This is a genomic window from Dermatophilaceae bacterium Sec6.4 (assembly GCA_039636865.1).
GTDB lineage: Bacteria > Actinomycetota > Actinomycetes > Actinomycetales > Dermatophilaceae > Allobranchiibius.
In genome coordinates, this window is the sequence record CP144172.1 from 1,351,519 (window position 1) to 1,375,936 (window position 24,418).

19 protein-coding genes and 1 tRNA gene are annotated in these 24,418 nt (G+C 66.2%); 16 read left to right on the forward strand and 4 right to left on the reverse strand.

Translation table 11 applies throughout. From position 1 onward, the window contains the following. Positions 1 to 125 precede the first annotated feature (125 nt). On the reverse strand, positions 126 to 2,375 hold the full coding sequence (locus V3G39_06690; GenBank protein XAS77723.1) for a hypothetical protein: 2,250 nt from the start codon (positions 2,373 to 2,375) through the stop codon (positions 126 to 128). Positions 2,376 to 2,457: 82 nt separating this feature from the next. Between V3G39_06690 and V3G39_06695 the strand changes: the two genes are divergently transcribed. Beyond that, entirely contained in the window at positions 2,458 to 3,075 is a 618-nt protein-coding gene (locus V3G39_06695) for a TetR/AcrR family transcriptional regulator (protein ID XAS77724.1), read from the forward strand. A gap of 187 nt (positions 3,076 to 3,262) precedes the next feature. Here the strand turns inward: V3G39_06695 and V3G39_06700 are convergent. Then, positions 3,263 to 3,334, reverse strand: a tRNA-Arg gene (locus tag V3G39_06700). 122 nt (positions 3,335 to 3,456) lie between these two features. Between V3G39_06700 and lysA the strand changes: the two genes are divergently transcribed. From lysA to rho, 5 genes are all read left to right on the forward strand, one after another. After that, positions 3,457 to 4,923, forward strand: coding sequence for a diaminopimelate decarboxylase (lysA, locus tag V3G39_06705; protein XAS77725.1), 1,467 nt, complete (start codon positions 3,457 to 3,459; stop codon positions 4,921 to 4,923). Between the two features lies 1 nt (position 4,924). Further along, positions 4,925 to 6,226 (forward strand): homoserine dehydrogenase, encoded by a 1,302-nt coding sequence (locus V3G39_06710; GenBank protein ID XAS77726.1) that lies wholly within the window; start codon positions 4,925 to 4,927, stop codon positions 6,224 to 6,226. A gap of 4 nt (positions 6,227 to 6,230) precedes the next feature. Further along, positions 6,231 to 7,316 (forward strand): threonine synthase, encoded by a 1,086-nt coding sequence (gene thrC, locus V3G39_06715; GenBank protein ID XAS77727.1) that lies wholly within the window; start codon positions 6,231 to 6,233, stop codon positions 7,314 to 7,316. Positions 7,317 to 7,321: 5 nt separating this feature from the next. After that, the gene (gene thrB, locus V3G39_06720; GenBank protein XAS77728.1) at positions 7,322 to 8,239 is read left to right on the forward strand and encodes a homoserine kinase; all 918 of its coding nucleotides are present in this window, start codon (positions 7,322 to 7,324) and stop codon (positions 8,237 to 8,239) included. Between the two features lie 273 nt (positions 8,240 to 8,512). Next, positions 8,513 to 10,636 (forward strand): transcription termination factor Rho, encoded by a 2,124-nt coding sequence (rho, locus tag V3G39_06725; GenBank protein ID XAS77729.1) that lies wholly within the window; start codon positions 8,513 to 8,515, stop codon positions 10,634 to 10,636. An 81-nt stretch (positions 10,637 to 10,717) separates the two neighbouring features. Here the strand turns inward: rho and V3G39_06730 are convergent, their stop codons facing one another. Further along, complete coding sequence (locus tag V3G39_06730) at positions 10,718 to 12,109, reverse strand: MFS transporter (protein XAS77730.1); 1,392 nt, start codon at positions 12,107 to 12,109, stop codon at positions 10,718 to 10,720. Between the two features lie 192 nt (positions 12,110 to 12,301). Here V3G39_06730 and rpmE point away from each other — a divergent pair, with 192 nt between their 5' ends. From rpmE to V3G39_06775, 9 genes are all read left to right on the forward strand, one after another. Beyond that, a complete protein-coding gene (rpmE, locus tag V3G39_06735) occupies positions 12,302 to 12,562 on the forward strand; it encodes a 50S ribosomal protein L31 (GenBank protein XAS77731.1) in 261 nt (86 codons plus the stop codon). 105 nt (positions 12,563 to 12,667) lie between these two features. Further along, positions 12,668 to 13,756: a peptide chain release factor 1 gene (prfA, locus tag V3G39_06740; protein XAS77732.1), complete on the forward strand. Its 1,089-nt coding sequence runs from the start codon at positions 12,668 to 12,670 to the stop codon at positions 13,754 to 13,756. A 44-nt stretch (positions 13,757 to 13,800) separates the two neighbouring features. Further along, positions 13,801 to 14,676, forward strand: a complete 876-nt coding sequence (gene prmC, locus V3G39_06745) for a peptide chain release factor N(5)-glutamine methyltransferase (GenBank protein ID XAS77733.1) — start codon at positions 13,801 to 13,803, stop codon at positions 14,674 to 14,676. Between the two features lies 1 nt (position 14,677). After that, a complete protein-coding gene (locus tag V3G39_06750) occupies positions 14,678 to 15,880 on the forward strand; it encodes a histidine kinase (GenBank protein ID XAS78191.1) in 1,203 nt (400 codons plus the stop codon). After that, a complete protein-coding gene (locus V3G39_06755) occupies positions 15,877 to 16,524 on the forward strand; it encodes a response regulator transcription factor (GenBank protein XAS77734.1) in 648 nt (215 codons plus the stop codon). Before V3G39_06750 ends, V3G39_06755 begins: the two co-directional genes overlap by 4 nt. Before the next feature lie 123 nt (positions 16,525 to 16,647). After that, entirely contained in the window at positions 16,648 to 17,433 is a 786-nt protein-coding gene (locus tag V3G39_06760; protein XAS77735.1) for an ABC transporter ATP-binding protein, read from the forward strand. After that, a complete protein-coding gene (locus V3G39_06765; protein XAS77736.1) occupies positions 17,430 to 18,827 on the forward strand; it encodes an FtsX-like permease family protein in 1,398 nt (465 codons plus the stop codon). The genes V3G39_06760 and V3G39_06765 overlap by 4 nt, the downstream gene beginning before the upstream one ends. Before the next feature lie 81 nt (positions 18,828 to 18,908). Further along, entirely contained in the window at positions 18,909 to 20,537 is a 1,629-nt protein-coding gene (locus V3G39_06770) for a GMC family oxidoreductase N-terminal domain-containing protein (protein XAS77737.1), read from the forward strand. Then, positions 20,534 to 22,099, forward strand: a complete 1,566-nt coding sequence (locus V3G39_06775) for an aldehyde dehydrogenase family protein (protein ID XAS77738.1) — start codon at positions 20,534 to 20,536, stop codon at positions 22,097 to 22,099. Before V3G39_06770 ends, V3G39_06775 begins: the two co-directional genes overlap by 4 nt. 14 nt (positions 22,100 to 22,113) lie before the next feature. Here the strand turns inward: V3G39_06775 and V3G39_06780 are convergent, their stop codons facing one another. Further along, a complete protein-coding gene (locus V3G39_06780) occupies positions 22,114 to 22,737 on the reverse strand; it encodes a pentapeptide repeat-containing protein (GenBank protein ID XAS78192.1) in 624 nt (207 codons plus the stop codon). A gap of 269 nt (positions 22,738 to 23,006) precedes the next feature. On the opposite strand from V3G39_06780, the gene V3G39_06785 reads away from it, so the two are divergent. Continuing rightward, positions 23,007 to 24,407, forward strand: coding sequence for a DUF222 domain-containing protein (locus V3G39_06785; GenBank protein ID XAS77739.1), 1,401 nt, complete (start codon positions 23,007 to 23,009; stop codon positions 24,405 to 24,407). Positions 24,408 to 24,418: the final 11 nt, after the last annotated feature.

Genomic DNA, 24,418 nt, shown 5'->3' on the forward strand with positions numbered 1-24,418 from the left:
TGGATAGACGTCGGTCGGCACTGCCGGAACTGGCACTGTCAATTACCGACCGTTCGTTCAGTAATTTACTCCTGGAGCGTGACCTACGCCACCCCGGGCGGTTACCTCATCCTGAGCGCCCGCCGTCACGGCTTACGCAGGCGATAGACCGTGACATTTCCGGAGTGGAAGGTCTGCTGCGCCATGGTCGCGAGCAGCGGGGACACCGGGCTTGCCGATGTGTCACCGATCAGGTAGCGCACTCCCCGGTTGTACAAGGTGGCCAGGATCTTCGGGGTGGGTGCGTTGAACGCCGAGTCGTTGAGGCGCAGCCGTGGCTGGTCGTAGAAGGAGGCGCTCCAGTAGAAGACGCCCTTCTCCCCGGGCCGTGGGTGGTTGGCCGTCGCGTAGGCCTGATCGGTGTATCCCCAGGAGCTGACGTAGGCCCGGCGCTCGCTGAGGGCGGTCACCCATAGCGCGCGCGAGTCGCAGATCCGGGTGGTCCTGGCCTTGCGGCAGTGCACGTTGGTTGCGAGCAGCGCCTGCTCGGGTGTGTGGGTGCGCAGCCAGGTGGTTGCGGGGACGGCGCCCGGCGACAGTTGGTTGGCGGGACTGGCGATGTAGGCGTGACTGGGCCCGGACCGGGCGATGGTTATCCCGCTGGGGATCACGGCAGCGCCCACCAGAAGGCCGGCCAGAACCGCCCGGACCGAGCCCGCCCGGGGAGTAGCACGGGAGCGGCGCCAGAGCACAATGCCGACTGCCAGCAGCGCCAGCAGGACGCCGGTGGCCGTACATGTCACGACGAAGGCCGCATTCGCCGACGGGTGGGTCTTCCTGGTGAACGACGCGGCGGCGTACCCAATGCCGCCACCGACCACCGCGGCGACGCCGGCCCGCCACCAGCGAGCGTCGTGGCAGCGCATCGCGTACACGACGCCCCAGGCAATCAGGATGTCCGACAACGGCATCACACCGCGCAGGAAATACAGTTCGGATCCGCTCGGGTGCAACACGATCAGGGTTGCGCTGAATCCGGCCAGGATCATGCCGAAGAGCAGGACGACTGCGGGATCCTTCAGCAGCGGCACGGCCAGCAGGAGGCTCGCCAGCTGCAGCAGAACGAGCATGCTGAGCACCACCAGGAAGGTGTATTTCCAGACATCGTTCGGGATCGCGGCCGCGGGTACCCACGAATTCAGCCGACCTCCGGGGGCTGCAAATGCGGCGAGTTTGGAGACGTTGCCACCGCCGAGCAGAAACGGCGCGGTGACAGCGATGGCCGCCAGGCACAGCCCCGTGCTGATCCAGGTCTGACGCAGTCGTGCACGGATCACCAGTTGGAGGACGCCCACGAGCAGCAATCCGCACAGCAGCACGGGCAGGTTCGATGATTTCGACCCCGCGCAGGTGAGCATGATCAACCCCAGCAGTACCCAACCGGCGCGGCCCAACCGACGGCCGCGGACGATGTCGATGACCCACCAGGTGGCCACGATCAACACGGGGACACCCATCACCTCTGACGGTGACAGCGGGACGATCGGGTCCGTTCCCAGCGGTGCGATCCATCGCACCGGATTGATGGCGGCGTTGGTGAGGAGCAGGACCAGCGCGGTCAGCCCGGCCTTGGGGGAGCCGGCCAGCCGGGTGGCGAGCAGATAGGTCAGCGCGATGATGGCGGCATACACCGGCAGATACCAGAGTCGACTCGCGACATGCAGGATGTCGACACCGGAGATGAGGGAGTCCGCAGCCATGTGAGCGTTGGAGAACCAGTGGTACTTCAACTCCTGACCGGACACCTGCGGCACCAGGGGCGGCACTGACGTGCGCGCGGAGGCTGCGACCGCGACGTGCCAGTACAGGTCGGGATACCAGCGCGCGGTCGCAGGGGGTAGGGGGTAGCTCGCGAACATGCGGCTCGCGAGTAGCCAGATCGCCACCACATACGCTGCGGCAACTGACCACGACGCCCACCATGGCTGACGTTCCTCGTACACCGTGCTGCGCAGTTGCGCCCGCCAGCGGGGTACGGCGACGGCGACCGCGATCAGGGGTAGCGGATACACCACGAGGAAGGCGCCGATCCCCAGTGCGACGAAGGCGCCCCAGGCGATCAGTTGGGTCATCATGCCCACGACGAAGCCGACGGAAATTTCCTCCAGGATCGAACGCGCCTGGCCCCGGCAGAGGCGGGTCAGGATCGTCCCCGGAATCAGTACGCCCCAGATCGTCGCGAGCGCGTAGATCAGAATCACACCGAGGTTGATTCCATGCGGCAGGACGATCACGATCGTTGTGAGGAGAGCAACCAGTGCCGGCGCCCACTGGTAGAGCGACGTGGTGCGCTCGAGTGTGGGAAGTCGAAGCGCGGAGAATCGTGGTGCGGGCACGACCCGACGGTATCCCGCGAGGTAGCCACTAGATTTCGCTGAGAGTGACCGACCGTTCGGTCAGTAATTGTCAGGAGCTTCGATGAATGATGTAGCTGGCGGAGCGCTCGATGCTGTTACCCGTCGTGGTCGCCCGGGCTACGACCTCGACTCGCTCCTCTCGGTGACCGTCGAAGTGTTCAACGAGCGCGGGTTCGACGCGACGAGCATGGGTGACCTGTCGCAACGGCTCGGCATTGCGAAATCTGCGATCTATCACCATGTTGCAAGCAAGGAAGTGCTACTGCGGTTGGCGCTGGACGTGGCGTTGGACGGTCTGGAAGCTGTGGCGCGTGAAAGCCGCGACCTCAATGGGCCCCCGGTGGTGCGGTTGGAGTTCCTGGTCCGCGAGAGCGTCATGCTGCTACAACAGCGGCAGCCGTACGTGACGCTGCTGTTGCGGGTCCGCGGCAACAGCGCCGTCGAGCGCGCCGCGTTGGATCGGCGACGGGCACTGGACAGATATGCAGCCTCACTCGTCCGGGAGGCTGTTCGAGACGGTGAACTGCGCGATGATCTGGATCCCACCCTGACCGCCCGGTTGATATTCGGCATGGTGAACTCGCTTGTTGAGTGGACCAGACCTGCCAGCAGGACCCACACCGCAGCGCTACCGGATGCCATCAGTGCGCTCGTTTTCCAGGGGCTTCGTGCCGTTTAACCGGTGAGCCTCACGCGCTATCAGTAAGGAATGGCTGCGAATCTTTTCACGTCACCCTTGAGGTGGTCGGTTTACGTCCGTGTCCCTCGCTACAGCGAGGGGCACGGACGTAAACCGACCACCTGGGTGGGGCCCTGACCGCTAAAAATAGACAAAGCCGCAGGTTTCCCTGCGGCTTTGTCCTCGGTGCCCCCGGCAGGATTCGAACCTGCGCTTTCGCCTCCGGAGGGCGACGCTCTATCCCCTGAGCTACGGGGGCGGGCAGCGCTTGTTCAGCGCGGAGCAACCGTATCAGTCGTAGCCGGGCGATGAGGACGCGCGCGTCTCTCCCTCCGGGCAGATCCCGCTCCTTGTGCTGATGGTGGGTACCTTTAGGCCGCCATGACTGAGCAGACACATACGACTGGGCAGACAGACCGCGCGCCGCAGCCCGCCGAGTCCAGCGGCCCCGCGTCCGCCGCGCGCGGGCGCATCCTGGACCGCGTTTTCCCCGCCAACACGTGCACGCTGAACGATGGTGCCATCGCGATCGCGGGGCACGACCTACGCGATATCGCCCGCAAGTGGGGCACCCCTGCATACCTGCTGGACGAAGCTGATATTCGCAGTCGGGCGCGGGAGTTCCGCTCCGCGTTCACGCTGGCATTCGAAGCCATCGGCACCGGTGTCGACGTCTACTACGCCGGCAAGGCTTTCCTCTGCACGGCGATGGCGAGACTGGTCCACGAGGAGGGCCTGCTCCTGGACGTGTGCTCGGGTGGCGAGTTGGCGGTCGCGCTGCGAGCCGAGGTTCCCGGTGACCGGATGGCGATGCACGGCAACAACAAATCGGCTGTGGAGATCGGCCAGGCGCTGGACGCAGGCATCGGCCGGATCATTGTGGACTCGTTCGAGGAGATCGAGCGGGTCGCCGCGGCCGCCCGTGAGCGCCGCGTCGTCACTCAGGTCATGCTCCGGGTCAAGACAGGCGTCGAAGCCCACACCCACGAGTTCATCGCCACGGCACACGAGGACCAGAAGTTCGGCTTCAGCCTTACCGAGGAGCAAGGCAGTGGGAACGACGGCGGGGACAGGGAGGTGAGCCAGGTCAGTGAGGCCGTACGACGCGTGCTTGCCGCCCCGGATGCGTTGCGGCTGCTCGGTTTCCACTCCCACATCGGAAGTCAGATCTTCGAGTCCGACGGTTTTGCCGAAGCCGCCGAGCGGTTGATCGCCCTGCAGTTGGCCGTTGCCGCCGAGCACGGGGTGCAGCTGCCGGAGCTCGACCTCGGTGGAGGTTTCGGCATTGCCTACCTGCCCACCGACAGTCCGCTACGCCCGGAGGCGATGGCGCGGCAGCTGGCGGAAATCGTGGCACGCGCGTGCGCTGCAGCAGACACACCGGTGCCGAGGATCTCCTTCGAGCCAGGTCGCGCGATCATCGGTCCGGCGGGTGTGACGCTCTACGAGGTCGGCACGGTCAAACCTGTGCGGGTCAACGACGATCTGGTCCGCAGCTACGTCGCCGTCGACGGCGGGATGAGCGACAACCCGCGTCCTGTGTTGTACGACGCCGACTACACGTGCGTTCTGGCCAACCGCGCCAGCAGCGAGACCGCGCAACAGACCCGCGTGGTGGGAAAGCACTGCGAGAGCGGTGACATCGTCGTCCGGGACATGCAGCTGTCCGACGACGTGCGCGCCGGCGACCTGCTCGTCGTGCCGGCGACCGGGGCCTACTGCCGTTCGCTGGCCAGCCAGTACAACCACATCCCGCGCCCTCCGGTGCTCGCCATGCGTGAGGGAATGGTCAGTGTGTGGTTGCGACGCGAGACCATGGACGATCTGTTCGCTCTGGAAGGTGAATGACGTGAGTACACCCGTGCGGGTTGCCCTGCTGGGCTGTGGAGTCGTGGGCTCGGCGGTCGCGCGTCGGCTCGTGCAGCATGCGGATGAGTTGGCTGCGCGCGTCGGTGCGCCCCTGGAGATTGTCGGCGTCGCCGTGCGTGACGCCGACCGCGAGCGGCCCGACTCCGGGCTGTCGAAGGACATCTTCACGACCGACGCCCGCGAGTTGGTCGAGCGCGCCGACGTGGTGATCGAGCTGATGGGCGGACTGGAGCCCGCGCGGAAGTTGCTGCTGCACGCGATCGAGCACGGCGCCAGCGTTGTGACCGCCAACAAGGTGCTGCTCGGTGAGGACGGCCCGACCCTCTACGAGGCAGCCGCGCGCGCCGGCGTCGACTGTTTCTACGAAGCATCGGCCGGTGCCGGTTTCCCGCTGCTTCGCCCCCTGCAGATCAACCTCGCAGGCGACGACGTACGTCGGGTGGTAGGCATCGTCAACGGCACCACCAACTTCATCCTGGACAAGATGGACCGCACCGGCGCTGACCTGGCTGACGTGCTACGTGAGGCCCAGGAGCTGGGGTACGCCGAGGCGGACCCCACGGCCGACGTCGAGGGTTACGACGCGCGCGCCAAGGCCGCGATCCTGGCCTCGCTCGCTTTCCACACCCGGGTGTCCACGCGAGATGTGTATTGCGAAGGCATCATGGCGCTCACCGCCCAGGACATCGCGGCGGCCCGCAAAATGGGGTGCGTCATCAAACTGCTCGCCATCTGCGAGCGCGTGGAGACGCCCCAGGGCCCGGCGATCAACGCGCGCGTCCACCCCGCCCTGGTGCCCCGCTCGCATCCCCTCGCATCGGTGCGCGACGCGTTCAACGCGGTCTTCGTGCAGGCCGAACTGGCCGGTGAATTGATGTTCTACGGGCGCGGCGCGGGTGGCGACGCCACCGCGTCGTCCGTTCTGGGCGACGTGGTGCAGGCCGCCCGCCACCGGGTGCACGGTGGCCGTGGACCCGGCGAATCATCCTATGCGGCAATGACATTGCAGAAGATCGGGCGAGCTCTGACGAGCTACTCGATTCGGTTGGAAGTCCTGGACCGGCCGGGAGTCCTGGCCCAGGTGGCCAGTGTCTTCGGCGGGCAGGGCGTCTCGATCGAGAGCATGCGACAGGGAGTGTCCCGGTCGGACTCCGGCCGAGCGACCCTGCACCTAGTCACCCACCAAGCCACGGATGCTGCCCTGTCGCGGACCGTGGACCTGTTGCGCGGGCACGACGATGTCACCGAGGTGACCTCCGTGTTGCGAGTCGAAGGAGTCTGAGCAGATGGCACATCAGTGGAGCGGCGTCATCCAGGAGTACGCCGACCGGTTGCCGATGTTGGCGGGCGCACCGGTCATCACCCTCGGTGAGGGTGGTACCCCGCTCATCCCTGCGGAGTACCTGAGTGAGCTCGTCGGTGCGAGCGTCCACGTGAAATTCGAGGGCCTCAATCCCACTGGATCCTTCAAGGACCGGGGGATGACCACGGCGATCTCGATGGCCGCGAAGGTCGGTGCGAAAGCCGTCATCTGCGCGTCGACCGGTAATACCAGCGCATCGGCTGCGGCTTACGCCACCAAGGCCGGTATGACGTGCGGGGTACTCGTGCCCGACGGCAAGATCTCGATGGGCAAGCTCAGCCAGGCGATCGCCCACGGGGCGCAGTTGCTGCAGGTCGCGGGCAACTTCGACGACTGTCTGACCCTCGCCCGCAAACTGGCCGAGTCCTACCCTGTCGAGCTGGTCAACTCCGTCAATCCGGCCCGGATCGAGGGTCAGAAGACTGCAGCTTTCGAGATCGTGGATGTCCTGGGTGACGCCCCCGACATCCACTGCCTACCGGTCGGAAACGCGGGCAACATCACCGCGTACTGGCGCGGTTACCGCGAGTACGCGGGTGAGGGTGACCGGCCCGTTGTTGCCACGCACACCCCGAAGATGTGGGGCTTCCAGGCTGCGGGCGCTGCCCCCATCGTCCTGGGCCACCCCGTCGATGAGCCTGACACGATTGCTACCGCGATCCGGATCGGCAACCCGGCGTCGTGGAAACAGGCGGAGCAGGCGCGCGATGACTCCGGCGGTGTCATCGACATGGTGACCGACGCTCAGATCCTGGCCGCGCACCGGCTGTTGTCCAGCCGCGAGGGCATCTTCGTCGAGCCCGGATCTGCTGCCAGCATCGCGGGTCTGCTGATGATGCACGAGCGGGGCGCTGTCCCGGCCGGCTCAACGGTGGTCTGCACAGTGACCGGGCACGGGTTGAAGGATCCGAGCTGGGCACTGAAGGCTGCTGACGGATCGGACGTGACGCCCACGAAGATCCCGGTGGACGTCATGTCCGCCGCTGCAGCTCTGCTGCTCGAGGGCTGAATCGGATGTCACACGTGCGGTACGCGCTGAATCGTCGTGTCCAGGTGCGGGTGCCGGCCAGCTCGGCCAACCTGGGGCCTGGGTTCGACTCGATCGGGTTGGCGCTGGAGTTGCGCGACGACGTCACCGCCGAAGTTGTTCCACAAGGCCTGCACATCACGGTCGAGGGGGAAGGGACGGGAATGGTGCCGCTCGACGAGCAGCACCTCGTGTGGCGGTCGATGCAGACCGCGTGGGACCGGATGGACGTCGAGCCGCCGTCAGGTCTGAAGCTGCACTGTCACAACGCCATTCCACACTCGCGCGGACTTGGATCCTCAGCCTCGGCCATCGTTGCCGGGGTGGCGCTGGCAGTCGGGTTGGCAGGCGGATGTGACCGGTTGGACGACGATGCTCTGGGGATGATCAACGACATCTCCAGTGATCTCGAAGGTCATCCGGACAACGCATCGGCGAGTGTCTACGGCGGTCTGACGATCTCCTGGCGGTCGGTCGACCGGTGGTCGACGACCTGCCCTCCGGTGCACGCTGATGTGCATCCCGTGGTGTTCGTCCCTGACGGCACATTGGCTACCGAGGCGGCCCGCGCAGCGCTCCCGCAGGTCGTGCCGCTGCGCGACGCGGCCAGGACTGCGGGCCGCGCCGCGCTGCTCATCGAGGCACTCTGTCGGCGCCCGGAACTGCTGCTGGACGGCACGGCCGACTGGCTGCACCAGGAAGCTCGCCGCAGTTCCTACCCGGCATCGATGGCGTTGGTCGACCGATTACGCGCCGAAGGCCACGCGGCGGCAGTCTCAGGCGCGGGCCCATCGGTGATGGTGCTGGCCATCGCCGAGCGGGCAGCAGAGGTCGTGGCAGGCAGACAATGGCGCCGGCTCACGCCGGGAATTGCCACGGACGGGGTACTGCTGCGGGTGCTGTGAGGCTCGACAACGTGCTGTCGGCCGGGCGGCGGCCTACCGGCTGGTTTCGCCACCGGGCGCGGGCGGGTGTACGTTGGAGAAGTACTCCACAGGTATGGCCGCGTGACGAAGTCCGGGCCCGTGGGTACACAACACTCGCAGATTCAAGCTCTTTCCGTAATATCCCTCGGGTCACCGGGAAGTGCTCTGCAAGCACATCGCAGCTGCCGAAAGTGTGTGCTGCGCAATCTGATAACCGGTATCACCGGTTGCTGACGAGGGGAAGGAACCTTCGTGACAGACACCACCGAACGCGTCGCATCCGAACAAGGAGCAACTCGTTCCACTGGTTCGCTCAGCACCTTGAAGCTCGATGAGCTCAAGCAGCTGGCATCCACCATGGGCATTGGCGGCACGTCGAAGATGCGCAAGAGCGACTTGCTGACGGCGATCCGCGAGCGGGGGAGCAACAGCCCGAGCGGCACCACCTCCAGCGCTTCAAGCACAACCGGCACCAGGAGCGCGGCTCCACGCCGCGCCCGCAGTCGGGTAACCGCGCCACCCACCACGCCACAGGCGACCCAGGTGCCGCCCACCGAAGTGACCACGGTCGCCGCATCCACGCGGGCCACCGAGCAGGCACCCAAGACCGAAGCACCCAAGGCTGAAGCACGTAAGACACAGGCACGTAAGGCTGAAGCACCTCAGACTGAGGCTCGTAAGGCCGAAGCACCTCAGACCGAAGCACCCAAGACCGAAGCACCCAAGACTGAGGTGGCGCAGGCACAGGCCCCGCAGAGCTCGGGTCAGTCGGCGAGCGAGTCTGCAGCTGACAACCGGGGAAATGAGAACCGCGGGAGCGACAACCGCGGGAGCGACAACCGCGGGAGCGACAACCGCGGGAGCGACAACCGTGGCAGCGACAACCGTGGCAGCGACAACCGTGGCAGCGACAACCGTGGCAGCGACAACCGTGGCAGCGACAACCGTGGCAGCGACAACCGTGGGAACGACAACCGCGGTGGTCGCCAGGGTCAGAACAACCGTGGCGCCCAGAACACCGCCACCTCGGGCAACCAGAGCAACCGCAGCAACAACGGTCCGAGCCGCGACGAGGACTGGGGCGACGAGCGGGGCGGCCGCCGCCGTCAGCGTGGCCGCGACCGTAAGCGGGGCGGAAACACAGGACCTGGCAGCAACGGCCCCAGCGGTCGTGGCGGCCGCGCCGACGACTTCGGCGATGTCGACACCCAGGTGCGCGAAGACGACGTCCTGGTGCCGGTGGCCGGCATCCTGGACCTGCTCGACAACTACGCATTCGTGCGCACCACCGGCTACCTGCCCGGTACGAGCGATGTGTACGTGCCGATCAACATGGTCAAGAAGAGCGGTATGCGCAAGGGAGACGCCATCACCGGCGCCGTCCGTGCATTGCGTGAGGGCGAGCAGCTCCCGGCGCGGCAGAAGTTCAACGCGTTGGTGCGCCTGGACACCGTGAACGGCATGACCCCGGAGGTGGCCCGCGAGCGGGTCGAGTTCGGGAAGTTGACGCCGCTCTACCCGCAGCAGCGTCTGCGCCTGGAGACCGAGCCCAACATTCTGTCCACTCGCCTCATCGACCTGGTCTCCCCGATCGGTAAGGGTCAGCGCGGCTTGTTCGTCGCTCCGGCCAAGGCCGGTAAGACGATGATCATGCAGGCGGTGGCCAACGCGATCACGATCAACAACCCTGAGGTCCACCTGATGGTGGTCCTGGTCGATGAGCGTCCCGAAGAGGTCACCGACATGCAGCGCGCGGTCAAGGGTGAGGTCATCGCCTCCACCTTCGACCGGCCTGCCACGGATCACACGCAGGTCGCCGAGCTGGCCATCGAGCGCGCCAAGCGTCTGGTCGAGCAGGGTATGGACGTCGTCGTCCTGCTCGACTCGATCACCAAGTTGGGTCGTGCCTACAACACGGCGGCTCCCTCCAGCGGGCGCATTCTGTCCGGTGGTATCGACAGCGGTGCGCTCTACCCGCCGAAGAAGTTCTTCGGTGCGGCGCGCAACATCGAAGACGGTGGCTCGCTCACCATCCTCGCCACGGCGCTGATCGAGACCGGGTCCAAGATGGACGAGGTCATCTTCGAGGAGTTCAAGGGCACCGGCAACATGGAGTTGCGTCTGTCGCGGATGCTCTCCGAGCGCCGTATATTCCCGGCGGTCGACCTGAATGCGTCCAGTACCCGCCGCGAGGAGATTCTGCTCGGGCACGACGAGCTGAAGATCATGTGGAAGCTGCGTCGCGTGCTTGCGGCGCTCGACCCGCAGCAGGGCATCGAGTTGCTGCTGGACCGGTTGAAGAAGACCAAGAGCAACACCGAGTTCCTGATGCAGGTGCAGCAGACGAGCTCCATCAAGCTCGACGACGAGGACTGAGCAGAAGCACCGACACGCAAAAGCGCCGCCCCACCAGATCCGGTGGGGCGGCGCTTTGCTTTGGGTGGCGGTGTTTGCGCCTCAGCTGAAAGCGGGTTCCTTTCTGGAGACCGGCCGGCCCGGTGCGTCGCGGTGCGACGTCTCCGTCAGCGACTGACCGTTTGTCTCCGGAGCCCACATGTAGGAGATGACTCCGCCGCCGAGCGATACGACTCCCATGATGATCAGCACGGCGGGGGTGCCCCACGCGTCTTTGACCGTGGGCAGCATGAACGTGCCCAGAGCGGCTGCCACCCGACTGGTCGAGCTGGCGATACCGAGACCGGTCGCGCGGACCGAGCTGGGGAACACCTCGGATGGGTAGATACCCGTAGTGATGCTCATGATTCCGTAGGAGAAGAGGTAACCGAAGTAGGCGACGATGCCCACGGCCGCCGGCAGCGCGGTGTAGGCCGATGCCACGAAGAGGAACGCTGCACAGACGAACATCGGGATGATGGTGATCGGCCGACGGCCTACCTTGTCGATGTACTTCCAGGAGATCGTGGCACCGATCAGGGCGATCACCGTGCCCATCAACGCCCCGAAGAGCGCATCTTTGAGTCCGATCGACTTCAAGATATCCGGTGCGAAGAAGATCAGCCCGAAGTACGGCATCACGATGGCGCTCCAGGACAGTGACGCGAAGAGCGTCCGCCGGATGTACTCCTTGGAGAAGAGCAGCTTCCAGTCGGTGTCTTCGGCCAGCTCGTCTTCCAGGTCGCCGAGGTTCGCGACATGCAGCTCCTCGCGGTAGATCTTCTCGGCCTCCTTCTTTCGGCCCTTGCTCATCAGCCAACGTGGCGACTCGGGAATTCCGTGCCGCACGACGAGGCAGATCAGGGCCGGCACGATGCTTGCGCCCAGAATGAGTCGCCAGCCACCGGGCCAGTAGCTGTTGATGACGTAGCCGATGATGTAGGCGACCACGTAACCGACGTTCCAGCTGATCTCGAGCAGGCCCAGGTAGTTGCCGCGGTCTTTCTTCTGTGAGAACTCGCCCAGCAGGGGAGACCCGATCGCATAGTCCCCACCGACCGCCAAGCCCATCACGGCCCCGAGAGCGAAGAGTTGCCAGGAGGACTGGACGAAGAACAGCAGGAACGCCGCGACACTGAACATGATCAGGTCGAACGTGAACATCGGCTTACGGCCGATCTTGTCGGTGATGTACCCGATGATGAGCCCGCCGAAAAACGTCCCGATCAACGTCGAAGCCGAGATCAGGTTGTTCCAGATGCCGGTCACGCCAAGTTCCTCGTGGGCCCGGCCCGCCATCGCAGCAGCGAAGGTTGCGAAGATGAAGCCGTCGATGAACATCCCGCCGCCAGTGGCGACGGTCAGCTTGCGTAGGAAGTGCCGAACGGGTGGCGTCAGGGGGGCTTCGTGATCTTTGCGGAGCCCGCCTTCGGGCGGTGCAGTCGAAGTCGTCATCTACTACACATACGTGGTTTGCAACTGCATAGCGAGTCGATGTGCCAATCGTTACCTGCAGGAATACCGGTCGGGCCCGCTTCGTTTAGCCCTATGTCAGTACTTCTGGCAGAATCATCCGCTGGCCACCGGTTCACGTCCCCGCCCCCTGTGTGGACGACCCGGAGGCATCCGAGCGCAAGGAGAAACCCCGTGAAGAAGAACATTCACCCCGCGTACACCGCCACCACCGTTACCTGCACCTGCGGCGCGACGTTCGAGACGCGCAGCACCTCCGAGAGTGACAAGATCTCGGCTGAGACCTGCTCGCAGTGCCACCCGTTCTACACGGGTAAGCAGCGGATCATGGACACCGGTGGCCGCGTGGCCCGCTTCCAGCAGCGTTACGGCAAGAAGGCCGCCGCCGCAGACGCAACTGCAGACGCAACTGCAGACGCAACCGCGACCAAGTAGCTTCCATGACGCGCCGGCCCTACCCCTTGCGGGCAGGGTCGGCGCGTTGTTTGTACCCGCGGGCAGATCTTTTCGCGGGTTGGTAACCCGCCCAAAGGAGCCGCCGTGCTGGAATCCGCTGAAGCAGTAGCGCAGGAATATGCCGAACTCGAGGCACGGCTGGCCGACCCGGCCATCCACACCGACCCGGTCGCCATGCGCAAGGTCAACAAGCGGTACGCAGCGCTGGCACCCACCGTCGCTGCCTATCGTGCCTGGCTTGCGGCGGGTGACGACCTCGGCGCGGCCCGCGAGCTGGCGCAGGAGGACGAGGCGTTCGCCGAAGAAATTCCGGCGATGCAGGAACGTCTGGACGTCACGCAGGCTGCGCTGCGCAAGTTGCTGCTGCCGCGTGACGAGGACGACGACCGCGACGTGATCCTGGAGGTCAAGGCCGGCGAGGGCGGCGAGGAGTCCGCACTGTTCGCCGGGGACCTGGTGCGGATGTACCTGCGGTATGCCGAGCGCTCGGGGTGGCGTGCGGAGCTGGTCGATTCGACCGATTCCGACCTGGGCGGGTTCAAGGACGCGCGCCTGCAGATCCGCGCCAAGGGCACCATGGAGCCGGGCACAGCCCCGTGGGCGCTGCTGAAGTACGAGGGTGGCGTGCACCGGGTACAGCGGGTGCCCGTGACCGAGAGCCAGGGCCGGATCCACACGTCCGCAGCAGGTGTTCTGGTGATGCCCGACCTGGACGAGGACGATGACGCCGAGATCGAGTTCGGCCCGAACGACCTGAAGATCGATGTCTACCGCAGCTCTGGACCGGGTGGCCAGAGCGTCAACACCACCGACTCGGCGGTGCGCATCACCCACCTTCCGACTGGCGTCGTCGTGTCGTGTCAGAACGAGAAGAGTCAACTGCAGAACAAGGAATCAGCGACGCGGGTGCTCAAGGCCCGGTTGCGGCAGATCCGCCAGGACGAACGCGATGCCGAAGCTTCCGCAGCACGCAGGAGTCAGGTACGCACCGTGGACCGCAGCGAGCGGATCCGCACGTACAACTTCCCGGAGAACCGGATCGCAGATCACCGCACCGGTTACAAGGCCTACCACCTGGACGCCGTACTTGGCGGTGACCTCGGCCCGGTCGTGGCCTCGGCTATCGAAGCCGACGAGTCGGCGCGGATGTCTGCCGTAGCCGACCGCAGCTGATGTGCCCGGTGCTGCTGTGACGGTTTTGTTGTGACGGTTTTGTTGTGACGGTGCGCGAGATCCTGAGCGCCGCCGCGACGCGCCTGGGGGAGGCCGGGGTGGTGTCGGCTGCGTCCGACGCAGCGATCCTGCTCGCCCATGCCTGGGGTGTCGAGCTGGCTGAGGTACACAGCGCACAGGTGCTGGACCGTCGGCCCGATGTCGCAGTGCTGACCCGGTTCGCCGACCTGGTCAGCGAGCGAGCGTCGCGGATTCCGCTGCAGCACCTGACCGGTCGGGCACCGTTCCGTCATCTGGAGCTGGCTGTCGGGCCAGGAGTCTTTGTGCCCCGGCCGGAGACCGAGATGCTGGTCGATCTCGTGGCATCGCACCTGCAGCACGGCTCGCCCACTGTTGTTGACCTCTGCACCGGCTCGGGCGCGCTGGCATTCGCGGTCAAACAGGAATTTCCGCAGACGCTCGTGTACGCCGTGGAACTTTCGAAGGAGGCCGTGGCGTGGGCGCAGTTGAATCGTCAGCTGCTCGGTCTTGATGTCGACATTCGGCAGGGAGATGCGACGTCGGCCTTCGATGATCTGGTGGGTCAGGTCGACGTGGTCCTCAGCAACCCGCCGTACATCCCCGACGGCATGGTCCCGATCGATCCCGAAGTGCGCGATCACGATCCGCACCTCGCGCTCTTCGGCGGCAGCGCGGACGGGTTGGCCATCCCTGTGCAGGTCGCCGCGCGCGCCGCGCGGCTGTTGCGCCCTGGTGGCCGGTTGGCGATGGAGCACGCTGCGACCCAGGGAAAATCGCTACCGGAGGCCATCCTCGCCCAGGGCTACTGGTCCGAGGTCGAGGACCATCACGACCTGACGGACGCTGCGCGGGTCACGGTGGCAACAAAGCAGCTGAAGCATCCGCAGCGGCGTGCCTGATATGACGAACGTGCCCGACGTGATGACGCACGACGTATGGGAGGACGCGCGCCGAGTGCGGGCGCGTCATCTTCTGGTGGATGCGCTCGGCGCGGGTCTGCTGATCCTGCTGTCCGTCATTCTGCAGAGCGGTCAGGGTAGATGGGCTTTCGCCGCGGTCGTCGTCCTCGCAGTGATGATCGTCGCCCGGCGTCTCAGCGTGCCGGTGGCCATCGGGCTGGCGGTGCTCGGCGCGTTGCTCCAACTCGGTAGCGGGCAGTTGGTGCCGGTCGCCGACCTCGCCTACGCGCCGCTCTACTTCACGCTGGGTGCTGACCCCAGGGCATGGGTCCGCACTGTCGGGCTCGCGGGCGTCCCCACGGCGGTCGTACTTGCGGGCGCCGGGTCCGGCCTGGTCAACGTGACCGGTGTGGGCAGCGGCCGTTACGGCTACCAGGGCGTCACGGTGCTGGCGCTCGCGATGTCGGCCGGGGTCGTATGCGGTGGCGGTTGGACTACCGGTTACCTGCGCCGACAGAATCAGCAGGCTGTGCAGTCCCGGGTCGACGCGCAGCTGGAGGCGTCCGAGCGGCTGCGCCTGGCGCAGGAGCTGGACCAGCAGCAGCACCGCGCCCGTATTGCGGCGGACATGCACGACGTCGTCGCGCATTCCTGGGCGGTCGTGGCGGCGCAGTCCGATGGCGCTCGTTATGCGTTGAAGACCAGTCCGCAGGAGGCCGAGCGTGCTCTGGAGGTCATCGGCGAGACCGCCCGCTCGGCAATGGCCGACGTACGCACCATTCTGACCGAGCTGCGCGACAACACGAAGGCCGCCGACGCGCCGAGCAACCGGAATCAGGATGAACTGATCGCCCGGATGCGGGCGTCGGGGCTGCAGCTGCAGCTGACCGAGTCGGGCGGGCGTTACACCTCCCCGCTCCTTTCCCTGACCGCATACCGCGTGTTGAGTGAATCCCTGACGAACGCGCTCAAACACGGCGATGTGTCTCGGCCGGTGCGGGTGGAACAGGTGTGGGGCTCAGATGCCTACTTCCTGACCGTGGTCAACGCCGTGGTGCCGGGTGCGGCCTCGGGTGAAGGCACCCGGCACGGCATCATCGGGATGAAGGAGCGGGTGACTGTCGCCGGTGGGCAGCTGCATGTCTTTCGCGAAGGTGACGAGTACCGACTGGTCGCGACGATCCCGATCGGCAGGCAGGTATGACCATCCGGGTGGCGTTGGTCGACGACCAGGAGTTGTTCCGCGCCGGTATCGCCATGGTGCTGCGCTCCCAACCCGATATCGAGCTGGTCGGTGAGGCCGCGGACGGTGCCGATGCGCTGGACCTCGCGCGGCGCACAACGCCTGATGTGATCGTCATGGACGTGCGGATGCCGCAGCTCGACGGGGTCGCAGCGACCCGTCAGATTCGCGCGAACGCCACCGCCTCGACACCGCGGGTACTCGTGCTGACGACTTTCGACCTCGACAACGCGGTCGCTGATGCAATCGAGGCCGGCGCCAGCGGTTTTGTCCTGAAGGACGCCAGGCCGGAGCTGCTGCTGGCAGCCATTCGCGCGGTTGCCGATGGGAGTCAGGTGGTCGCCGCCGGTGCGACCAGGACGTTGTTCGAGCGGTTCAAGGGCCGCGCGACGACGGCCCCCGGCCGTGAGTACGACTCGCTGACCCCGCGCGAGCGGGAGATCCTGCTGCGGGCGGCGCGGGGTCTTTCCAACGCGGAGATCGCCGCCGTGGAGTTCCTCTCAGAGGCCACCGTCAAGACCCATATCTCGCGGATTCTGGCCAAGCTGTCGTTGCGTGATCGGGTCCAGCTGGTCGTCTATTCCTATGACCACGGTCTGATCTGACGCGTCGTCTCGCTGGCACAGCAGGCAGGTGGGCAAGCCGAGGGGTCGTCGTACATCGCAGGATGTACGCGAATCATCCTTCGCGCCGATGGCAGGCGGGTGCGGTTGCAGGACGCTGGAGGTATGAAGACAACCCCCCACGCGCCGGTGTCATCGCAGCGCACCACGAATGCCGTCCTGGCGATGCGCCACGTCAGCAAGGTGTACGGCAGTGGCCCGCAGGCGATCCATGCGCTGGCAGACGTCAGCGTCGAAATCCACGGCGGTGGCGTCACGGCAATCATGGGCCCCTCCGGCTCGGGGAAGTCGACCTTCATGAACGTGGCCGCCGGCTTGGACGACATCACATCAGGGGAGGTGTACCTCGCCGGCGCGCCGCTGCATTCGCTGGACGATCACGGACGCACGGTGCTGCGTCGGGACCACGTCGGCTTTGTCTTCCAGTCCTTCAATCTGGTACCGACGTTGGATGTGCGCGAGAACGTCGAGCTGCCCTTCCGGTTGGCCGGGCGGCCCATCGGGGCGCCGGAGCGGGAATGGATCGACCGGCTCCTGCAGACCCTCGGACTGAGCGACCGGGTCGCCCACCGGCCGGCACAACTGTCCGGCGGTCAGCAGCAACGGGTGGCCATTGTGCGGGCTCTCGCCTCGCGTCCGCAGATCGTGTTCGCCGATGAGCCCACCGGCAACCTGGACTCGCGCACCTCGCGAGAGGTGCTGACCCTGCTGCGGACCGCGGCACAGGAGTACGGGCAGACGATCGCCATCGTCACCCATGACCCGGTCGCCGCGTCCTACGCCGACCGCATCCTGGTGATCGCCGACGGCGCCCTCGTGACCGACCACGGACCGCTACCCGCGCAGCAGATCTCCCAGCTGCTGATCGACGTCGAGGAAGGTGCGGCATGAATCGGGTGCCGGAAGTGCTCGGTAGCACCCGCGAGCTCGGCACCGTCGTGGCGGTCGCCGCCTTGAGCGGCGGTTACGCCGCGGCGCTGATCATGGCGTCCTCGATGCTGGGCACGACCACCGGCAGTGGCGGCATCCTGGCGGGGATCCTGTTGGGGGTGGTCTCTACCGTCTTCATCGGCATAGCGCTCTACGTCGCAGCGGTGGTCATCACCGGTTGCGTCGCCACCGTGATCGCAGGCCGGTTGAAGCAGATCGCACTCCTGCGGCTGCTCGGCGCGGATGGCCGCGATCTACGACGTTCGATCGGTTCCACCACTGCGAAGGTCGGCTTCGTCGGCGCTCTCGCGGGGGCAGCGGTGGGCACGGCACTCGCCGATGGTGTCCGCGTCCTCCTCGTCGCCAGGGGCACGATGCCGAAGGGCGACTACGCGTGGTTCAGCGGGCAGTCGGTCCTCGCGGTTCTGGCGATCACCTGCTGCGCGACAGTTGCCGGATGGGTCGGATCGCGGCGGATTCTGGCCGTCACGCCGGCGCAGGCACTCGCGGAGGTGGAGATGGCGCAGCCGATCACCGGACGGGTCTCCCACCTCCGGGCCGTTGTATCGGTTGCGTTGACTGTTGCGGGTGGCGCCGGCCTGCTGCTGGCGCTCCGGCTGGGTGAGAAGGCCGGCCAAGCCGGTTTTCTGATGGCATTCGGCGGATCGGTCGGGTCCGCCACAGGCATCCTGATCGGTGCCCGCTTCATCGTGCCCAGCGTCGTCGACGGCTTCGGTCGGATCCTCGGATCGGACCCCGCCAGTCTGATCGCCCGCCGTAACGCGGTGGCGGATCCGATGCGTACGACACGGTCGACGATCGGACTGATCGTGGGGGTCACCCTCGTCACCACGTTCTCCTCGGGCGCCTCGGCACTACGTGCGTCGGTCGCCCGGACAACAAATCTGAATAGCGACCAGCAGGCGCAGGCCGACCAGTTCCTCGCGATCGCGTCTGCGGTGATGATCTGCGTCGTCGTCATCTCCTGCGTCATCTCCTGTATCGGTTTCGTCAGCACCATGTCGCTCACGGTGATTCAACGGCGCCGCGAGATCGGCCTGCTCCGGGCGTTGGGTTTCACTGCCGGTCAGGTGCGCTCGATGATCACCAGGGAGTCCGTGGCGTTGTCTGCGAGTGCCGTGTTGTTCGGGGTATCGCTGGGGGTGGTCTACGGGTCCGTGGGTGCGCAGTCGCTGGTCGGTTCGTTCACGCCGGGCTTCGCCTGGGGGCTGCCCTGGTCGGTGCTCGTAGCGATCGCGGTAGGCGGCGTCGCGCTGGTCATCCTCGCGTCCCGGCCGCCGGCCCGGCGAGCCATTGCTGTGTCGCCGGTCGAAGCCCTGAGCGGGCAGCACTGACCAGCGGGATCAGCAGAGGTGACTCCTACCGGCGAGTACAGTGATGGCAATCACACTCTGCTCGTGCCCGGGAGGCAACTGGTGAGCTCATCCGAAAGCTACGACTACGTCATCATCGGCGGTGGGAGCGCCGGGTGCGTACTCGCCAACCGATTGACCCAGGACCACGCGGTGACCGTGCTGCTGATCGAGGCGGGTGGCGAGCCGGACGCCGACGAGATCAGCATCCCGGCGGCGTTCTCGACGCTCTTCCACACCAAATGGGATTGGGACTACCAGACCACCGGGCAGAAGCAGCTGGATGCGCGTCCGACCTTCTGGCCGCGGATGAAGGCGCTCGGCGGCTGTTCGTCGATGAACGCGATGATCTACATCCGCGGCAACCGCGTCGATTACGACGGGTGGCGCGACGCGTACGGCGCAACCGGGTGGGGATACGACGACGTCCTGCCCTACTTCAAGCGCGCCGAGCACAACGGGCGCCTGGGTGACCCGTTCCACGGTCAGGACGGCCCGCTCTACGTCGAGGACCACCGCTGGAACCACGAGCTGAACCACGCGTGGATCGCGTCTGCGGTGGCGTCCGGGATGCCCGCGAACGACGATTTCAACGGTGCAGCCCAGGAGGGCGCAGGTTTCTTCCAGGTCACCTGTCACAACGGGCGTCGCTGGTCGACCGAGCGGGCCTACCTCGCACCGATCCGGGACCGGTCCAATCTCACGGTCATCACCGGTGCGCTGGTGCACCGGATCAATCTGGAAGGCGACCGCGCCGTCGGCGTGACCTTCGAGCACCAGGGCGCGCAGCGCACCGTCACCGTGAACGCCGAGGTGCTGTTGTCCGCCGGTGCCATCGGGTCGCCCCAGTTGCTGATGCTCTCCGGGATCGGGCCGGGCACCCACCTGCGCGAGACCGGCGTCCAGGTGCTGCACGACCTGTCCGGCGTCGGTGGCAACCTGCACGACCATCCCGTGGTGCCGCTGATCTGGGAGACCAAGGGCACCACCGACATCATGGAGTTCAACAACCTCGCCGGGATGCTCAAGGCCAAGACATTCGGTCGTGGCGCACTGACATCGAACGTCGCGCAGGCCGGTGCCTTCCTGCACAGTCGCGACGGTCTACCCGCACCCGACCTGCAGGTGCACTTCACGCCGACCGGGTTCTACGACAACGCCGCTCATGAATCTGCCACTCGCAAGGTGACGGTCGGTGCGACCCTTGTCAACGTCGCCAGTCGCGGCGCCATCCGACTGCGCTCGACCGACCCGTCGTGGCATCCCAGCATCGACCCGGCCTACTACGACGACCAGCGCGACCTGGACGCGATGGTGTCCGGCTGCGAGCAACTTCTACAGGTGGCGGCCCACGGCCCCCTTGCGGAATTCCTGGACAAGCCGTTCATGCCGGGTTCGGACTCGCCCACCACAGAGCAGCTGGAAGCTCATATCCGCAAGGAGACCCAGACGCTCTACCACCCGGTCGGCACCTGCGCGATGGGCGACCACGCCGACAGCGTCGTGGACGCCGAGCTGCGCGTGCACGGCATCAGCGGGTTGCGTGTCATCGACGCCTCCGTCATGCCGGAGGTGGTCCGCGGTAACACCAACGCACCGACCATCATGATCGCCGAACGAGCCGCAGACCTGATCCTCGGCGCCACCCCTCAGCGCACATCCCGACTCGCCAACGCAGGAGCAACCTCATGACCACTGCCACCCCCGACATCGACACCGTTCCCGGCGGCGCACAGGAGCTACGCACCTTCGAATCGCTGAACCCGGCAACGGGTGACGTCGTCGGCATCCACCCCATCGATGATGAGAGGACCGTCAGGGAAGCGGTTCGACGGGCGCACGCTGACGCGCAGTGGTGGGACGAACAGGGCTTCGACGGCCGCAAAGAGGTACTCGGAAAATGGCGCGGCGTACTTGCTCGCAGGCTGGCAGGGTTGGCAAAGGTCGTGCATGACGAGACCGGTAAGCCGATCGCCGACGCGCAGCTCGAGATCGGGTTGGCCATCGACCACCTCGCGTGGGCTGCCGGGCATGCGGGCAAGGTGCTCGGGCCGAGTAAATCCTTCGCGGGACTGCTGATGGCCAACCAGTCGGCGACAGTCGAATACCGCCCGTTGGGCGTCATCGGTGTCATCGGCCCGTGGAACTACCCCGTGTTCACCCCGATGGGTTCGATCAGCTACGCGCTCGCGGCCGGAAACACCGTGGTCTTCAAGCCCAGCGAGCTGACGCCGGGGGTGGGGGAGTGGCTCGCCGCCGCCCTGCGTGAGGTGGTGCCGGATCGTGCGCTGCTGCAGGTGGTTACCGGGCTCGGCGAGACCGGTGCGGCGCTCTGTACTGCGGGCGTGGACAAACTGGCCTTTACCGGGTCCACCGACACGGGCAAGAAGGTGATGGCGGCCTGCGCGCAGACGCTGACACCGGTCATTATCGAGGCGGGCGGCAAGGACGCCCTGATCGTCGACGCGGACGCCGACATCGAGGCTGCCGCCACCGCTGCTGCCTGGGGCGCGTTCTCCAACGCCGGTCAGACCTGTATCGGCGTGGAACGTGTCTACGTGCACGCAGCGGTGCATGACAAGTTCGTCGACGCGCTGGTCGCCAAGGCCAGGCAGGTTCGCCCCGGATCCGGCGCGGATGCCCACTACGGTCCGGCGACGCTACCCAAGCAGTTGGACATCATCCGCGGCCACATCGACGACGCGCTGGCCTCCGGTGGCCGCGCGCTGGTCGGGGGCAAAGGCGCGGTCGGCGAACGGTTCGTGCAGCCGACGGTGCTCGTCGACGTGCCCGAGGACAGCGCCGCGAACACCGACGAGACCTTTGGTCCGACCGTGACCGTCAAGAAGGTCGCATCGATGGACGAGGCGATCACCCTCGCCAATGCAACGCGCTACGGCCTGGGTTCCACGGTGTTCTCCAGGAAGCATGGAAAGGACATCGCCCGCCGGCTGCGGTCGGGCATGACGGCCGTCAACGACGTCATCTCCTTTGCCGCGATCCCGGCCCTGCCGTTCGGCGGCGTGGGCGACTCCGGCTTCGGCCGGATCCATGGCGCGGACGGGTTGAAAGAGTTCACCTACGCCCATGCCATTGCGGCACGGCGGATGAAGCCGGTGCTGCTGCTGACGACGTTCGACCGGACGGCCAAGCAGGACGCGACCTTTTCGCAGATGATCCTGGCCCTGCACGGTCGTGCGACGACGATGGCACTGCCGAGCAAGGGGCTCAGCAAGCTCCGCAAAAAGAGCTGATCAGCGAACGGCCCTCACAGAACGGTTGCACCGGTCAGGTCGCGGACTATCTCCGCGGCCTGCTCGGTGGTTACGATCGCGCCTTTGAGCGCACGTAACCGGTCCAGATCGCATGCGCCCAGACCGGCCCCTCGTAGGTCAGCGCCGTCGAGGCGGGCCATCGTGAGATCCGCAGCGGACAGGTCACACCCGTCGAAAAGGCAAGACCGTAGGTCGGCGCCCCGTAGGACGGCTTCGGTGAACCTAGTGCCGGAAAGGTCGGCGCGGGCCAGGACGGCGCCGGTGAGGTTGGCGGCGAAGGCATTGCAACGGGTGATCGAGAAACCGAAGCCGCGGCTGTCCTCGAAGTCGGCGCCCATCAGCCGGCAGCCGATGAATGATGCTCCGCCCAGTGACGCGCCGCGAAGGTCCACGTTGTCCAGCACGCATTCCTCGAACGTGACGTCCGTGAAGTCCGCGCTGCGTAGATGTGCCCCCCGCAGATCGCACCGCCGCAACCGAAGGTCGTCGGTTGCGGCGGTGAGGATCGCTCGTAGGGTGTCGCCCTCGAAAGTCTGATCTGTCAGTTCCACCAGGGCAGCCTGCCATCCGCTGCGGGCAGCGAGTGCCACAGCAGGTTTGCCGACCACCTCACGCACAAAGTTCAAGAGCCCTGATGGGTGCAATTCGACTCGGACCCGTCGTGCTCAGATCAGGCACGAAATGTCTGCATGGCGGGTCACGCCCAACGCAATTCTGGGTTGTGTGGATAACTGCGCTGCGGGAAGGGGGATGTGGATAACTGGTGGCCGAATGTGACTGTGGCACAACGAAATTAGCAGTTGTAGCCCTTGCTCAATGAGTCGAACGCTTGTATGATGAAAGGACGCAAGGGTAGATCAACGGGCACGGGTTGGAGGTGAGTGGGATGGGGGTTCCGCGAGGCTCGGCGATGCCGGTCGGACCGTTGCCCACTTCGCCATTGGTGGTCCCGGCGGGTCCGGGGGTTGGGGCAGGGTTGATGGAGCGACTAGGGGAGTTGATTCTTGATCTGCGGGGCTGGCCCGGGGCGTTGTTCCAGCTGGGTGAGGCCGATCTGGGGGATTTCGTGGCGGCGATGGTGGGGTTGTCGGCGCGGGCTGAGTCATTGGCGCTGGTGGGCACGGTCGAGGCGGTGTCCAGGGGCGTGGTCGCGTCGTCGACTGCGGCTGACCCGGCGGGGTGGGTTGCTGCTCGGGTCAGTGAGCAGGCGGGTCTGATGGTGTCGGATCCCGTGGTGGTGCGGCGGGTGGGTGCTGCGGCCGGGGAGTGCGCGGATACAAAAAATCGGGTGGTTGCTGACGCGTTGTGCGCGGGGGTGGTCACGGTTTCCTGTGCGCGGGTGGCGGTGCGGGAGGCGCCGGGGGTGTTGTGCGTGGTTCCTGGTGCTGATCGCGATGAGGTGTTGGGTTGGTTCTTGGCGGCCTCGCGTACGGACACGCAGGCGTTGCGGGATCTGTCGGCGCGGGTCATCGGCCGGTTCGCTGCTGATGTGCTCGTGGTGGAGGAGGGGCGGGCGCAGGGGTGTGAGTCGTTGTCGTGGGCCGGTCTACCGAACGGGTTGACCCGGTTGACTGCGGATCTGTCAGCGGGGCACGCGGCCATGGTGGAACACGCGATCGGCGCGTTGTCCGCCCCTAAGCCCGCGACGTGTACTGATCTGACGTCCACCGCTCCGGTTGTGGTGGAACGTGATCCGCGAACGCCGGGTAAGCGTCGGGCGGATGCGCTGGTTGAGCTGGTGGGTGTTGCCGCGCGGGTCGTGGATGCAGACCGTAGCCACACCACGGGGAGCATGGCCGGGTCCGCGAAAGTTGTCGTAACGGTGGATTACCAAACGTTGATCGGGGAACTCGCTGAGACCGGTCAGCTTCCCGGCCTGGGGCAGAGCATCAGTGGGGACCTGATCGATGCGGGTACGGCGCGACGGCTGGCCTGCGACGCGGACATTCTCCCGGTGGTTCTGGGCGGAGATTCTGAACCGTTGGACGTAGGTCGGACCAGGCGTTTGTTTACCGGTGGATTACGGACGGCGGTCATCCTCCGGGATCAGGGGTGCACCTTCCCCGGGTGTGGTCGGCCGCCGGACTGGTGCGATGTGCATCACGTCATTCCGTGGTGGGCCGGTGGGGTGACCACGATGTCGAACGCGGCGCTGTTGTGTGCGCGCCACCGCACGATCGTGCACCGCGACCTTCTCCTTGCTGACGTCGCCGCGACCGGCGTTACCTGGGACCCGACACCGGGCCGAATGCCCAATCGAGCACGTCGCCCATCCCACGCGGCATGACGATGAATTCA